The following is a 14,280-nucleotide window of genomic DNA, read 5'->3' as shown; positions in this document are numbered from 1 at the left end:
ATGCGCGATGCAGATGGTTGCGTTGCGTCGGCACCGCTGCGGTCAAAAGGTGATCGGCAGCGCGCGCGGGATATTTAGGCGCTGCCACCGGACCACACATGCGCCTTGCGCGTGGGTGTTGGCACGCATTCCAGCCCCGGCAGACGGCGTACGGCCTGCGACAGCGCCGCGCAGATGGCCTTGGAATCGCGTGCGACGCGCGTCTGGCGCGGACACGGCACTGTTCATGCATCCCAACGCGGCCTGGGCCGCGTGCTGCAACTGAACGGCGCCAATCATCGCCAATCAAGGGATCACGCTTCAGGCCGATACGAGCGCATGCCTTCCCTGCCTGCCTCTGTCGCGTCTCTTCTTCCGCCCACGCTCGACGAGTCCACCCGGCTCGAGGTGCTGCGCGGCCTGTGCCTGCTGGATTCGCCGCCAGACCCGGTGTTCGACACCGTGGCCGCCATGGCCGCGCGCAGCCTGGACGCGGAAATTGCGTTGGTATCGCTGGTGGACGAGCACCGCCAGTGGTTCAAGGCACGCATTGGCCTGGAAGCGCGCGAAACGCCGCGGAGTCAGGCGTTCTGCGCGCATGCGATCCGCTCGGACGAAGTGATGGTGGTGCCGGATGCGCGGCTGGATCCGCGCTTTTGCGACAACCCGCTGGTGCTAGGGCCGCCGTTCATTCGCTTCTATGCCGGCGCACCGCTGAAGCTGCGCGATGGCCATAGCATCGGCACCTTGTGCGTGATCGGCACCAGCCCGCGCGAGGGACTAGATGCAGCAGCAATCACGCAACTGGAAGGCCTGCGCGACCTGGCCGTGCTGCGCGTGGAAAACCTGCGCAGTACCACCTACCGCGATGGTCCGACCGGGCTGCCCAACCGCGCGCGCTTTAGCGAAGACCTGGATACCTGGCTGTCGCAACGCGACACTGCACCGGCCACCACGGCGGTGGCCATCGATGTCTGCGGCAGCGATTATTTCCGCGATATGGTCAAGGCGCTGGGCTGGGAATACGCAGACGGCTACGTCGCCCTGGCACAGCGTCGCCTTGCCGCCTATCTGCCCGGCGGCACCCTGTTGTATCGGTTGGACCCGACGACCTTCGGCTTCCTGGCGCAGGCGGAAGGCCAGCGTCTGGCCACGCTATGCACCAAGGTCGCCAAGGCGTTCACCGAGCCCTTGGAACATCAGGGCATTCCGCACACCGCGGTGGCTTCGATCGGCGCGGTCTCGCTGCAGTCCAGCTACGGCGCCGCCGATACCATCCGCTCGCTGACCACCTCGGTGGATATTGCGCGCGAGCGCTGCCTGCCGTGGAGCCTGTACGAGCGCAAGCACGATGTTGCCCAGCGCAATACCTTCCGCCTGCTCGCCGCCCTGCCCGCGGCCCTGGACAGCGCCAGCCAGCTGCGCCTGCACTTTCAACCGCGCGTGGATCTGCACGACCACCGCTGCGTCGGCGTGGAAGCCTTGCTGCGCTGGCAGCACCCGATGATCGGCCCGGTGGTGCCGTCGGATTTCATTCCGATGGCCGAGAAAACCGCGCTGATCAACCGCATTACCGCCTGGGTCATCGACAACGGCATCGCGCAGGCAGCGCGCTGGCAGCAGCAAGGCCTGGACTTCAACCTGGCCCTGAACGTGTCGGCCGCTGATCTGGATCGCCCCGGCTTTGCCGGCCTGCTGCGGCGCGGCCTGGATCGTCACAAGCTGGACCCGCGCCGGCTGGAAATCGAATTCACCGAAAGCGCGATGATTCGCCACCCCGACCACCTGGCCGAACAACTGGCCACCATTGCAGCGCTGGGCGTGCATATCGCCATCGACGACTTCGGCACCGGCTACAGCAATTTCAGCTATCTCAAGCAGCTGCCGGCCAGTTCGTTGAAGATCGATCAATCCTTCATCCGTTCGCTGCCGGACAGCCGCACCGACCGCACCCTGGTGCCGGCGATGATCCAGCTTGGCCACAGTCTGGGCCAGCGCGTGGTGGCCGAAGGCATCGAATCGGCGGAAGCGTACGCGCAATTGCGCGCCTGGGGCTGCGACGAAGGCCAGGGCTACTGGATCGCCAAACCGATGCCGGCCGCCGCGCTGGAAACCTGGCTGGAAACGCCGTGGCACGAGCAACATGCCGCGCCGGTCAACCTGCTTGCCGCCAGCTTGGCCGCGGCACGCGTCTAAGCGCAGCCGGCACACCAACCGCGTCCACCACTCGGCGGCGCAGGCGGTACTTGAGTGGCATCTGCCACGCGGGCGCAATGGCTGCTGCGGGCCATCCAAACGCGCTTGACGAGGGCTCGCGCCGCCGAAACGGCAGGCTGTCAACGCAGCGCGGCGCGACACCGAGGTGCCGCGCCGCGTTTCAAGACATCACTGCTTACCAGAACACGGTGTACAGCACGATCAGAATCGCGATCACGCCCGCCGCGCCGATCTTGAAGCTCAGCGTGGTGCCGTAGGCAACGTCGTTGGTACGGATCAGATCGCGTGCCTGGGTGGCCGGCGTCAGCAACGACACCACCGCCGCCAACACCAGCGCGGCCACGAACACCACGCCGATGCGGTCCATGAACGGCAGTTCGGGCCAGGCGAACTTGAGCGCGAACGACAACACCACCGAGCCGATCGCCGCGGTGAGTGCGCCGGCTTCGTTGGCGCGCTTCCAGAACAGGCCGAGCATGAAGATCACCACCACGCCGGGAGTGAAGAAGCCGGTGAATTCCTGGATGAACTGGAAGCCCTGATCGAAGTTGCCCAGCAACGGCCGCGCGGTGAGGATGCCGATCAGCACCGACAGCGCGGCCACGATACGGCCTACGCGCACCAGCTGTTTCTGCCCGGTCTGCGGGCGGAACTTGGCGTAGAAATCCAGGGTGAAGATCGTCGCCACCGAATTGATCTTCGAGGCCAGCGAGGCCACGATCGCCGCAACCAACGCGGCAAACACCAGGCCCAGGATGCCGGTCGGCAACAGCTGCATCATGGTCGGGTAGGCCTGATCGGGCTTGGCCAGATCCGGCGCCAGCACCACCGCGGCAATGCCCGGCACCACGATCACCAACGGCATCAGCAGCTTCAGGAACGCGGCAAACACCATGCCCTTCTGCGCCTCGCCGATGTTCTTGGCCGCCAGCGCGCGCTGGATGATGTACTGGTTGAAACCCCAGTAACTGATGTTCATCACCCACAGCCCGCCAAGCAGCACGCTCAGGCCCGGCAGATCCTTGTAGAACGGGTTGTCCTTGGTCAGGATCATGTGGAAGTGCTCCGGGTGCGCGCTCCACAGGTGCTGGAAGCCGGCCAGCACGCCGGCACCGTCGCCGATCCGCGCCAGGGTCAACCCGGCCACCAGCAGCCCGCCCAGCACCAGCAGGGTGACCTGCACGATGTCGGTCAGCGCCACCGCCTTCAGCCCGCCGTAGAGCTGGTAGACCAGCGCAAACACGCCGATCAGTGCCAGCGCCAGGGTCTGGTCCATACCGGTGACCTGGCTGACCGCGATCGATCCCAGCCACAGGATCGAGGTGAGATTGACGAACACGTACAGCAGCAGCCAGAACACCGCCATCAACGTGCGGATCCACTTGCCGTAACGCTGCTCCAGAAACTGCGGCATGGTGTAGATGCCATTGCGCAGGAAGATCGGCAGGAAGAACTTGCCGACGATCAGCAGCGTCAGCGCCGCCATCCATTCGTAGGAGGCGATCGCCAGGCCGATCGCATAGCCGGAACCGGCCATGCCGATGATCTGTTCGGCCGAAATGTTCGCCGCAATCAGCGAGGCGCCGATCGCCCACCACGGCAGCGACTTGCTGGCCAGGAAGTAATCCTCGGCGCTCTTGCTGTGGCCTGCCTTCTCGCGCGAGACCCACTGCGCAAGCACGAAGATGCCGGTCAGGTAGACCAGCACGATCACGATATCCAACGTCGCCAAACCCACTGCACTCTCCTGTCTGGCTCTGGGATGTGCATCGAACGCCAGACAGGCCTGCAGAATGCCGCCGCAACGCACGGCGTGCGTCACGGCAGCGCGGCGAACCGCAGCTGCAGGCCATCCCGGCCAATCGACGCGCGCGTCCCGCGGCGGCTGATGACACCACCGATCAGGGTGGCCGCTATACCGCGCCGCCAGCACTGGCGACGCGCCTGTTTCATCCGATCTCCCGCAGGCGCGCCTACGCCTGCGGGAATGCTGCTTACTTGACCGGGCAGTCGACGGTAACTTCGGCTTCGTTGAGCGCACCCAGCGCCACCTTGGACACCGACAGGTCCAGCGCGGCGGCGCTTTCGATGCTGGCGACCTGGGTCAGCTTGCTCACGTCGGCACCGGCCACTGCAAAGCACTTGAGCGGCACGCCGACGACTTTCCACTGGCCTTGCGGCAGCGCGGCCAGGGTCTTGCGCACATCCACGCGACCACCGCACTTGTCGCCACAGCCCACGCCCAGCCACACCGACGCGGTCACGGCGCTGTCGCGGCGCAGGGTCAGCTGCAACTGCACATCGCCGTTGCTCTCACGCGAGACGTCCACCGGCTTGGCGGACACCAGCAACACGCTGGAGGCGGTGCTGCCGGACCACACCAGACGGCGCGCATCTTCCTGCGCCTTGTGATCGACTGCGCTCATCTTCAGGCTGCCATCGGACAGGCCCACCGGCAGCGTGGTTGCCGGCATGTTGGCCTGGCCGGCGTTGGACAGCTGCATCGCGATACCCAGTGCCGGCTTGCCGCGCACGAAGTACATCCCGCCTACCGACTGCTCTCCGGACACGCCCGACTCTTCCGGCAACGCCGCCAGGTCGCCCTTGTCGGCATAGGTCAGGCCAAAGCCGAACTTGAACTGCGGGTCGTAGTCCTTCTGGCCGACGTTGTTGGCGAACTGCACCGCGGTCTTGGGCCAGGAGAAGCTGAGCTTGCCCTTGAAGTCGTTCTGCACCGAGCCATCGGCCTTGCGCAGCAGCACGTCGGCAATGCCCTCGCCTTCGGAACCCGGCAACCAGGCAGCGACGAACGCGTCGGAGGCGTTGATGTACTGGTTCATCCACAGCGGACGCCCGCTCAGGAACACCGCCACCACCGGGATGCCGTCGGCCTTGAGCTTCTTGATCAGGGCCAGTTCGCTTTCGTCGCCCGGCTTGTACAGCAAGGTGGCGATATCGCCCTGGAATTCGGCGTACGGGTTTTCGCCGAATACCACCACGGCCACGTCCGGCTTGGTCTTGTAGGCGCCGTCCACGGCCAACTCGGCGCTGCCGCCGGCGGCCTTGATCTGCTTGTCCAGGCCTTCCCAGATGGTGGTGCCGTTGGGGTAGTCGCTGCGCTTGGTGCCGGTGCCCTGCCAGTTCAGGGTCCAGCCGCCGGACTGCTTGCCCATGTCGTTGGCGCCATCGCCCACCACCAGCACGCGCTTGGTCGGATTCAGCGGCAGGATGCCGGCCTGGTTCTTCAGCAGCACCAGCGACTCACGTACCGCCTGGCGGGCGATCGCACGGTGTTCGGGTGCGCCGAGCAATTCGTACTTGCCACCGAGTGGGCGCTTGGACGGCTTGCCGGCCTCGAACAGGCCCAGGCGCATCTTCACACGCAGGATGCGGCGCACGGCATCGTCCAGACGCTCGGCCGAAATCTGCCCGGACTTCACCGCCGCCAGTTCGGTTTCGTAGATACCCTTCCAGCTGTCGGCGGCCATCGCCATGTCGACACCGGCAATGAACGAGGCCGGGCAGTTCTGGTTGGTGCAGCCCTTGACCTGGCCGTGGCCATTCCAGTCGCCGACCACGAAACCGCCGAAATTCATCCGGCCCTTGAGCACGTCGGTCAGCATGACCTTGTTGCCGTGCATCTTTTCGCCGTTGAAGCTGTTGAACGAGGCCATCACGCTCTGTGCGCCAGCGGCAATCGCAGGCGGATAACCGGCAGCGTGGATATCGCGCATGGTGGCTTCGGACACCTTGGTGTCGCCCTGGTCCTTGCCGTCGGTGGTGCCGCCATCGCCGACGAAATGCTTCACCGAGGAAATCACGTGGCTGCCGTCCAGGAACTGCGGCGTGCCCGGCACGCCCTGCACGCCTTCGACCATCTTGCCGGCAAAGCTGGCCACCACGTCCGGCGATTCGGAATAGCCTTCGTAGGTGCGGCCCCAGCGGTCGTCCTGCGGCACGGCCACGGTGGGCGCGAAGGTCCACTCCATGCCGGTGACGCGGGTTTCGGCAGCGGTGACTTCGCCGATCTTCTTGATCAGGTCCGGGTTGCGCGTGGCGCCCAGGCCGATGTTGTGCGGGAACAGCGTGGCGCCGACGATGTTGCTCTGGCCGTGCACCGCATCGATGCCGAAGATGATCGGAATCGCGTTGCCGCCCTTGGAAGTGTCCATCGACGCTTCATAGAACGCGTCGGCCAGCTTCAACCATTCGGCCGGGCTGGCGTTGTACTTGCCGCCCGGATCGGAATTGCCGCCGGCCAGCACCGAGCCGATGCGGTACTTGCGCACGTCATCCGGGGTCATGCTGGCGATATCGCCCTGGATGGTCTGGGCGACCTTCTCTTCCACGCTCATCTTGGCCATCACATCGGTGATGCGCTGCTCCAGCGCCGCGTCCTGCGGGAACGGCCACTTCGGCGACGGCCACTGGTCCGGATGGATGGCGGTCGACGCCTCGGCAGGTGCGGCGGCCGGGGCGGCCTTGCTCGCTTCGGCAGCAGTGTCCTTGCCTTGGCAGGCGGCCAGCATCAGCACCGCCGCAGCGGTGGCCAGGCAGAGGGCGCGACGCGCGACGGGCGCGGCGGTACGACGGAGCAGCTTGTCCAAGATTCGTTTCTCCAGGGTGGTTCTCCCACGGCGATGCGTTGCGCCGCAGGCCATTAGGCGGCGTACGCTTGCGTGATTCCCCTACCCTGTCAACCACAGCTGCCCGTATGCCGAATACCGGGCAACTTATTGGCCGCGGCTATAGCATTGGAATACCGGCAGCACCTGTGAAACCGCGCAAAACCACCCAATCCGCTGCCGCGTCTGACAGCGCGAGCAGATGCACTTTGCTGCATCGCACCACCCGCCGGTCTGACCAATGCGCAGCATCGGCGTGTCAAGGGAACCTGGCAGCGCTCGCTTGCCACGACACGTTCGAACCCAGGCCAACGGGTGAGCCTGCTGTCAAACAAGTGTCATACCAGCGGCCTAGCGTGACCGGCTTGCCGATGCGCCATTGCCATCGTCGATCGTCGCCTTTGCCTGGAGTTTCGATGTCCCCCTCCCCCGACCCCTCCCGTCGTCGCCTGATGCAATTGCTGGCGGCAGTTCCCCTGTTGCCGCTCGGCAACGCCAGCGCTGCCGCCCTGCAACAGCTTGGCGGTGCGGCGTGGGCCGCGCGCCCGTTGCGGCCATCGGAGAACCCGACCCGCCTGGTCTCGGCCACCTTCCACGGCATGCCGGCGCCGAGCCTGGCCGACCCGGCGGCAATGGCCACCACCACGGTCGGTTCGGCACTCAGCGTGACCCGCAGCGACGGCAGCACGCAGCGCTACGCACTGGCCTACCACCCGTTCTTCATCACCGGCGATCAGGTGCCGGACGGCAACGGCGGCACCGTGCTGGCTGGCGGGTACTACGACATCCAGCATCGCCCGATCATCGACCGCTCCAAACCCGGTGCCGAACGTCCGTTCTTTTCCGATTGCCCGGACGGCTCCTCGCTACTGACCCTGCCCAATGCCAAGGTGCCAGGCGTCAAGGGCAACCACGTGTTCGCAGTGGTGCAGTTCGAATACACCACCCGCGACCAGGCCGGCAACGACACCAACCGTCACCTGCCTGCGCCGATCGCCGTGTTGACGCTGGATCAGGACCCGGCCACCGGCAAGCTGTCGCTGGTGAAGTACCACAACGTCGACACCGCACCGGTCCATGGGCTGTGGACCACCTGCGGCGCCAGCCTGTCGCCGTGGAATACCTACCTGTCCAGCGAAGAATACGAGCCCGATGCCACGGCATTGGCCGGCAACACCCAGTTCCGCAGCTACAGCACGCATCTGTACGGCGACCCGAATAAAGCCAATCCGTACCACTACGGCCATCTGCCAGAAATCACCGTGCACCCGGACGGCACCGGCAGCGTGCGCAAGCACTACTGCCTGGGCCGCATCTCGCACGAGCTGGTGCAGGTGATGCCCGACCAGCGCACCGTGCTGATGGGCGACGACGCGACCAACGGCGGGCTCTTCATGTTCATCGCCGACCGCAAGGCCGATCTCTCCGCCGGCACGTTGTATGTCGGCAAGTGGCACCAGACCTCGGGCATCGGCCCGGGCGCGGCCACGCTGCGCTGGATCAAGCTCGGCCACGCCACCAGTGCCGAGATCCAGGCCATGGCCGACCGCCTTACCGCCGCCGACATCCTCGACGTGCACCTGAGCGACCCGGGCGATGCCTCGTTCACCAAGATTCCGTTCAACGGCACCTTCAACTGGATCCGCATCAAACCCGGCATGGAGAAGGCTGCCACGTATCTGGAAACCCATCGCTATGCCGCGCTGGCCGGCGGCAGCCTGGGCTTCACCAAGCTCGAAGGCACCACCGTCAACGCACGCGACAAGGTCGCCTACATGGCGATGTCCTACATCGTCACCAGCATGCTCAACGGCTCGGGCGATGTGAAAGTGCAGGGTCCGGAAGCTGGCGCGGTGTACGCCTTGAACCTGCGTGGCGGCCAGCGCGACAGCCAGGGCGCCCCGATCCACAGCGATTGGGTGCCGATCGACATGGCCGCCCCGGCTGCCCTCACCGGCCACAACCTGGCCAAGGCCGACGCACTAGGCAACCTGGCCGACCCCGAACGGATTGCCAACCCAGACAACCTCAAGTTCTCCGAATCGCTGCGCACCTTGTTCATCGGCGAAGACAGCAGCCTGCATGTCAACAATTTCCTGTGGGCCTACAACGTGGACAGCGGCACGTTGACGCGCGTGCTGTCGGTGCCGGCCGGCGCCGAATCGACCGGCCTGCACGCGGTCGACGAGATCCACGGCTGGACCTACGTGATGAGCAACTTCCAGCATCCCGGCGACTGGGAAAGCCCGCTGCACGACACCGTCAAGGCCACCCTGGATCCGTTGGTCCGCGCCAACTACAAGGACCGCTTCGGTGGAGCGGTGGGTTATCTCACCGGCGACCCGGTGGCCGTGCAGTTGAGCAAGGCGTAAGCGCTGCCGTTTCCAGTTGCGGCGCTGGATGACGCGACAGCCGACACGTGCAGCGGGGCATTCCCGCTGCTGTCGCAGACCGGTAGGAGCGCGCACGGGCACGAGGAGCGTTGCCGATGTGGCCTATCGCGCGCCGGTGCGCTCCTACGGGTACGGTCGATGGGTCTCTGGCTACGTCGGTGAGACGGATCTGACGCACGTGCCTGAGTGCGCCGCTCAGGACTGCCGTAACTCCAGCGCCGTCATCACGATGGGCTTGGCCCAATCGGGTACCTGTGCCAATTCGTCCGGCGTCTGCGGGTATTGCAGGCCGCTGCGGTCCAGTTCCAGTACCAGCATGGGCGATGCCTGACCCGCGGCATCGGCCGGTGCGCTGTTGTCGTAGACATGCAGCACGGCCAGATCGGGCAGCAACGCGATCAGGTTGGCGCGCGAGGCATCGTAACGCTCGCGGATCTTGTGTTCGGGAATGGCATGTCCGCCAGCCGCAACCCGCGCCGCCACGCGCTCGATGTGCAGCTCCACCGTCGCCAACCCGCAGAACCAGACCGCCACCGTGTGCTGGGCGCAGGCTTCGCGCAGCAGGCGCGGAATGGTCGTCGCGCCCAGCGTGGTTTCGAAGGCGAAATCGCTGTTATCGGCCATGGCCTGGCGCAGCCGCCGTACGCCTTCCTGCCAGGCCTGCGCGTTCGCTTCCGCAGGCGCCCAGCCCTGCTCCACCAAGTCCCTGGTGAAGGCGTCCGGGTTGAACCAGGTGGCGCCGTCCTCTTGCAGAAAACGACCCAGTAACGAACTCTTGCCTGCGCCATTGACGCCAGCCAGCACCAGAAGATTGCCCATCGCTTACAGCGACGGGCCCAAGGCGACCTTGCGGCCGCGGCGTGCCGGCGTGGCGATCGCCCTGGCCACGCCCGCACCCTCGGTCGCTGCGGCAAGATGCGCGTCGAACTTCGCCTGCAATGCCTGCAGCGACTGCGCGCGCGCCGAGGTTGCGGCCGCCGCACTCGCCTGATTGACCAGGCGCCGATACGCCTCGGCATCCACCACCACCGCTTCGGGATGATTGTGGTTTGTGATCACCACCGCCCCATGCGAGCGCACCTTGCGCATCAGGCTGGGCCAACCTTTTACCTTGATGTCGGCAGCGGGGGATTTTTCGAGATCGGGCAGATCCTGGAAGCGCGACATGGGGGCAGTCCGGACGGAGTGACGGCGATCAGCCTACTCTCAAATTCCCAATTTAGGAAATTTGTCCATTTTGACCTCAGCGCAGTCGGCCATGTCGTCCAAAACAAGACGGGGCCCGCAGGCCCCGTTCTCTATCTGTACGATGCGCAACTGCTCAGCCGCGCAACTTGCTCAGCAGCTCGCGTGTCACCGGGTCGGCCACATCGGCCGCTTCGCCCTTCAGCGCCGGCAGCAACTGGCTGGCCAGCTGCTTGCCCAGTTCCACGCCGAACTGGTCGAACGCATTGATGCCCCACATCACCGATTGCACGTAGACGCTGTGCTCGTACATCGAGATCAGCCCGCCCAGTGCCTGCGGAGTGAGCGCATCGAGCAGAATCACCGTGCTCGGGCGGCCGCCCGGGTAGCTGCGGTGCGGGTCGCTGCTGTCCTGGCCGTTGGCCAGCGCCTCGGTCTGCGCCAGCACGTTGGCCATCAGCGCGACATGGTTTTCCGCGTACGGGTCGTCGTTGTGCACGGTGCCGATGAAATCGGCCGGCACCACGCTGGTGCCCTGATGCAGCGCCTGGAAGAAGCTGTGCTGTACATCGGTGCCCGCGCCGCCCCACCACACCGACACGGTATCGCTGTCCACCGCCGAGCCGTCGAGCTTGACGCGCTTGCCCAGGCTCTCCATCACCAGCTGCTGCAGGTACGCCGGCAGCAGCGCCAGGCGCTGGTCGTAGGTCATCACCGCGTGCGTGGCGCTACCGAGCAGGTTGCGGTTCCACACTGCGGTCAGGCCGTGCAACACCGCGACGTTTTCTTCCAGCGGCGTGTTGAGCACATGTGCATCGAACTGCGCGGCGCCTTCCAGCAGTTGTTCGAAACGTTCGAAACCAATGGCCAATGCAATCGGGAAACCCACTGCCGACCACAGCGAGTAGCGCCCGCCCACCCAATCCCACATCGGCAGCACGCGGCCCGGTGCGATATCGAAGGCCTTGGCGGCGCGCTCGGGGTTGGCGCTGACTGCGTACAGCCGCTCGCTGCCACCGAGCCAGGCATGCAGGATGCTGCCGTTGAGCAGGGTTTCCTGGGTGCCGAAGGTCTTGGAGATCAGGATGCCGGCGGTGCGTGCCGGATCCAGCGTGGCCAGCGTGCGCTGCATCGCCGCACCGTCGACGTTGGAGACGAAGTGCACGCGGAACCGCGCCCCACTCACCGGACGCAGTGCATCGGCCACCAGCCGCGGACCCAGGTCCGAGCCACCGATGCCGACACTGACGATGTCGGTGGCCTCGGTCGCTTCCAGCTGCTGGATCAACGCACCCATGCGTTGGCGCACTTCTGCAGCGGTGGCGTAGGCCTCCGATGCCACGGGCGCGTCGGTCAAATCGCCGCGCAATGCGGTATGCAAGGCCGCGCGTTGTTCGGTGACATTGACCTGCTCGCCACGGAACAGGCGCTGGAACGCGCCGGCCAGATCGCGCTCGCGCGCGATGGCGAACAAGGCATCGAGCGCGGCGCGGTCGTACTTCTGCCGCGCGAAGTTGAAATACAACGGACCGACTTGCCTGGCGTACTGCGTGGGCCGCTGCGGCTCGGCGGCAAGCAATGCGGGGATGGCAGCGCCGCGCAGGCGCTGGGCGTGGGCGTGAAGCGCGTCGAATCCGTTGGTCTGTGTCATGCGGCCTGCGTGGGGATGCTGTGGTTGGTGTGGGAGATCGCGTTGTGCGCGTTCACATATACCAGATTGGGCTTGAAGGTCTTGGCTTCGTCTTCGCTCATGCTGGCGAACGCCGCCACGATGATCAGATCGCCCACCTGCACGTGACGCGCTGCGCCGCCGTTGAGCGACATGATGCCGCTGCCCTCTTCGGCGCGGATGGCATAGGTGCTGAAACGCGCACCGTTGGTGACGTCCCAGATATGGACCTGTTCGAATTCGCGGATGCCGGTCGCTTCCAGCAGCAGGCCGTCGATGGCGATCGAGCCTTCGTAGTTGAGCTCGGAATGGGTGACGGTGGCGCGGTGGATCTTGGCTTTCAGCAGGGACAGATGCATGGACGGAAGGCAACGACAAAAGGAAAGCCGGCATTTTAGCGGAAAGCGCCCGCCCCCACCGGATTGCGCGGCCGCCGGTGGTGAGGGCTTCAGGCCCGCGCAGCGCGAACAAACGCGCGCCCCCGTTCGCTGGCGCTCCGGACCGCTCAGACGCCGCATCGCTGCGTCGGCCTGCTCAGAATTCCAGGTTGTCGATCAGACGCGTGTTGCCCAGGCGAGCCGCGATCAAGGCCACGCGCGCGCCGGTGTAGCTGTCGCCCGGCACGCTGAGGTCAGGCAGCCGCACCACCGCGTAATCGACCCGGAAACCGGCCTGTTCCAGCGCTTGGCTGGCGGCATCTTCCACCTGCGCACGCGGCGTGCCGGCGGCATAGCTGTCGCGCATCTGCAACAGCACCTTGCGGATCGTGGCCGAGATCGGGCGATCTTCCGCCGACAGATACTGGTTGCGTGAACTCATCGCCAGGCCATCGGCCTCGCGCACGATGCTGCCGCCCAAAATTTCGATCGGAAACGCCAGGTCGGCCACCATCTGCCGGATCACCGCCAACTGCTGGTAATCCTTCTTGCCGAAGGCGGCCACGTCCGGCTGCACCTGGTTGAACAAGCGCGCCACGACGGTGCACACGCCATCGAAGTGCCCTGGCCGGCACTCGCCTTCCAGCACATCGCTGACACCGGGCGCGTGGATCGGCGTGGCCAGCGCGGTGCCGAGCGGGTACATGGTGTCCACATCCGGCAGCCACAGCGCATCGCAGCCGGCATCTTCCAGGCCGCGCAGGTCGGCCTCAGGCGTGCGCGGGTAGCGCGCAAAATCTTCATTCGGGCCGAACTGGGTCGGGTTGACGAACACGCTGGAGACCACGCGGTCGGCGTATTGGCGCGCCAGCATCACCAGCGAATAATGCCCGGCGTGCAGGTTGCCCATGGTGGGCACCAGCGCCACGCGCAGGCCCTCGCGCTTCCAGCCATTGACCAGGGCGCGCAATGCGGAAAGATCGGTCAGGGTCTGGATCATGCGGCGTACGCGTGCTCTGCATCGGGAAAGCTGCCGTCGCGCACGGCCTGCGCATAGGCGCGCACCGCGCCGGCGACCGAGCCGCCTTCGGCCAGGAAATCCTTGACGAACTTGGGCCGGCGGTGGCCACTGTCCAGCCCAAGCATGTCGTGCATCACCAGCACCTGGCCGTCGCAGCCGGGGCCGGCACCGATTCCGATGGTGGGAACGCTAAGGTCGGCGCTGATCTGCGTGGCGATCGGTGTCGGCACGCATTCCAGCACCAACAAGCTCGCACCGGCATCGACCACCGCCTGTGCGTCACGACGCAGCTGCTCGCCAGCTTCGCCGCGGCCCTGCACCTTGTAGCCGCCAAACCGCAGCACCGATTGCGGAGTCAGGCCCAGGTGCGAACAGACCGGGATCTCGCGCTCGACCAGGTAACGGATGACTTCCAGCTTGTGCCCGGCGCCTTCGATCTTGACCATTTCCGCGCCGGCCTGCAGCAGCTGGGTGGCGGCATCCAATGCACGTTCAGGGGTGGCATCGGCTTGGAACGACAGGTCGGCCACCAGCAAGGCGCGATCGAGCGCACGGGCCACCGCGGCGGTGTGGTAGACCATGTCGGCGGTGGTCACCGGCAAGGTGGAATCGTGTCCCTGCACCACCATGCCGAGCGAATCGCCGACCAGGATCAGGTCCACGCCATGGGCGTCGAAGGTGCGCGCGAAACCGGCGTCGTACGCGGTCAACATGACCAGTTTTCGACCCTCGCGCTTGGCCTGCGCCAAGGCGGGCACGGTCCAGGGCTTGCTGTCGGCGTGGCTGCTCATGAAGTCATTACGTGGGGTGATAA

The 14,280-nt window shown here is 65.9% G+C and carries 11 protein-coding genes; 2 read left to right on the top strand and 9 right to left on the bottom strand.

Going from position 1 to position 14,280, the window contains the following annotated elements:
- Positions 1 to 318: 318 nt before the first annotated feature.
- Positions 319 to 2,175 carry a putative bifunctional diguanylate cyclase/phosphodiesterase gene (locus ACCQ15_RS09225; protein ID WP_008571252.1) on the top strand — a complete coding sequence of 619 codons (1,857 nt, stop codon included), beginning with the start codon at positions 319 to 321 and terminating at the stop codon, positions 2,173 to 2,175.
- A 196-nt stretch (positions 2,176 to 2,371) separates the two neighbouring features.
- On the opposite strand, the gene ACCQ15_RS09220 is transcribed toward ACCQ15_RS09225, so the two are convergent.
- From ACCQ15_RS09220 to ACCQ15_RS09210, 3 genes are all read right to left on the bottom strand, one after another.
- Positions 2,372 to 3,934, bottom strand: coding sequence for a sodium/sugar symporter (locus ACCQ15_RS09220; RefSeq protein ID WP_209262038.1), 1,563 nt, complete (start codon positions 3,932 to 3,934; stop codon positions 2,372 to 2,374).
- A gap of 80 nt (positions 3,935 to 4,014) precedes the next feature.
- The gene (locus tag ACCQ15_RS09215) at positions 4,015 to 4,149 is read right to left on the bottom strand and encodes a hypothetical protein (RefSeq protein ID WP_008571254.1); all 135 of its coding nucleotides are present in this window, start codon (positions 4,147 to 4,149) and stop codon (positions 4,015 to 4,017) included.
- Between the two features lie 41 nt (positions 4,150 to 4,190).
- Positions 4,191 to 6,803: a glycoside hydrolase family 3 protein gene (locus ACCQ15_RS09210; RefSeq protein ID WP_031422353.1), complete on the bottom strand. Its 2,613-nt coding sequence runs from the start codon at positions 6,801 to 6,803 to the stop codon at positions 4,191 to 4,193.
- Positions 6,804 to 7,237: 434 nt separating this feature from the next.
- On the opposite strand from ACCQ15_RS09210, the gene ACCQ15_RS09205 reads away from it, so the two are divergent.
- Positions 7,238 to 9,193, top strand: coding sequence for a PhoX family protein (locus tag ACCQ15_RS09205; protein WP_372381440.1), 1,956 nt, complete (start codon positions 7,238 to 7,240; stop codon positions 9,191 to 9,193).
- Between the two features lie 216 nt (positions 9,194 to 9,409).
- Here the strand turns inward: ACCQ15_RS09205 and ACCQ15_RS09200 are convergent, their stop codons facing one another.
- The 6 genes from ACCQ15_RS09200 to panB all read right to left on the bottom strand — a co-directional run bounded on the left by ACCQ15_RS09200 (position 9,410) and on the right by panB (position 14,257).
- On the bottom strand, positions 9,410 to 10,033 hold the full coding sequence (locus tag ACCQ15_RS09200) for an ATPase (protein WP_029819240.1): 624 nt from the start codon (positions 10,031 to 10,033) through the stop codon (positions 9,410 to 9,412).
- A 3-nt stretch (positions 10,034 to 10,036) separates the two neighbouring features.
- Positions 10,037 to 10,381, bottom strand: a complete 345-nt coding sequence (locus tag ACCQ15_RS09195; protein ID WP_008571258.1) for a type II toxin-antitoxin system prevent-host-death family antitoxin — start codon at positions 10,379 to 10,381, stop codon at positions 10,037 to 10,039.
- Between the two features lie 154 nt (positions 10,382 to 10,535).
- Positions 10,536 to 12,050, bottom strand: a complete 1,515-nt coding sequence (gene pgi / locus ACCQ15_RS09190) for a glucose-6-phosphate isomerase (RefSeq protein WP_372381439.1) — start codon at positions 12,048 to 12,050, stop codon at positions 10,536 to 10,538.
- Positions 12,047 to 12,427, bottom strand: coding sequence for an aspartate 1-decarboxylase (gene panD / locus ACCQ15_RS09185; RefSeq protein ID WP_008571260.1), 381 nt, complete (start codon positions 12,425 to 12,427; stop codon positions 12,047 to 12,049). The genes pgi and panD overlap by 4 nt, the downstream gene beginning before the upstream one ends.
- 175 nt (positions 12,428 to 12,602) lie before the next feature.
- Positions 12,603 to 13,445 carry a pantoate--beta-alanine ligase gene (panC, locus tag ACCQ15_RS09180; protein ID WP_372381438.1) on the bottom strand — a complete coding sequence of 281 codons (843 nt, stop codon included), beginning with the start codon at positions 13,443 to 13,445 and terminating at the stop codon, positions 12,603 to 12,605.
- The gene (panB, locus tag ACCQ15_RS09175; RefSeq protein ID WP_008571262.1) at positions 13,442 to 14,257 is read right to left on the bottom strand and encodes a 3-methyl-2-oxobutanoate hydroxymethyltransferase; all 816 of its coding nucleotides are present in this window, start codon (positions 14,255 to 14,257) and stop codon (positions 13,442 to 13,444) included. Before panB ends, panC begins: the two co-directional genes overlap by 4 nt.
- Positions 14,258 to 14,280: the final 23 nt, after the last annotated feature.

The sequence above is a fragment of the Xanthomonas sp. NCPPB 1754 genome, assembly GCF_041475725.2.
Lineage (GTDB): Bacteria > Pseudomonadota > Gammaproteobacteria > Xanthomonadales > Xanthomonadaceae > Xanthomonas > Xanthomonas euvesicatoria.
This window is presented reverse-complemented; position numbering and strand designations above follow the sequence as displayed.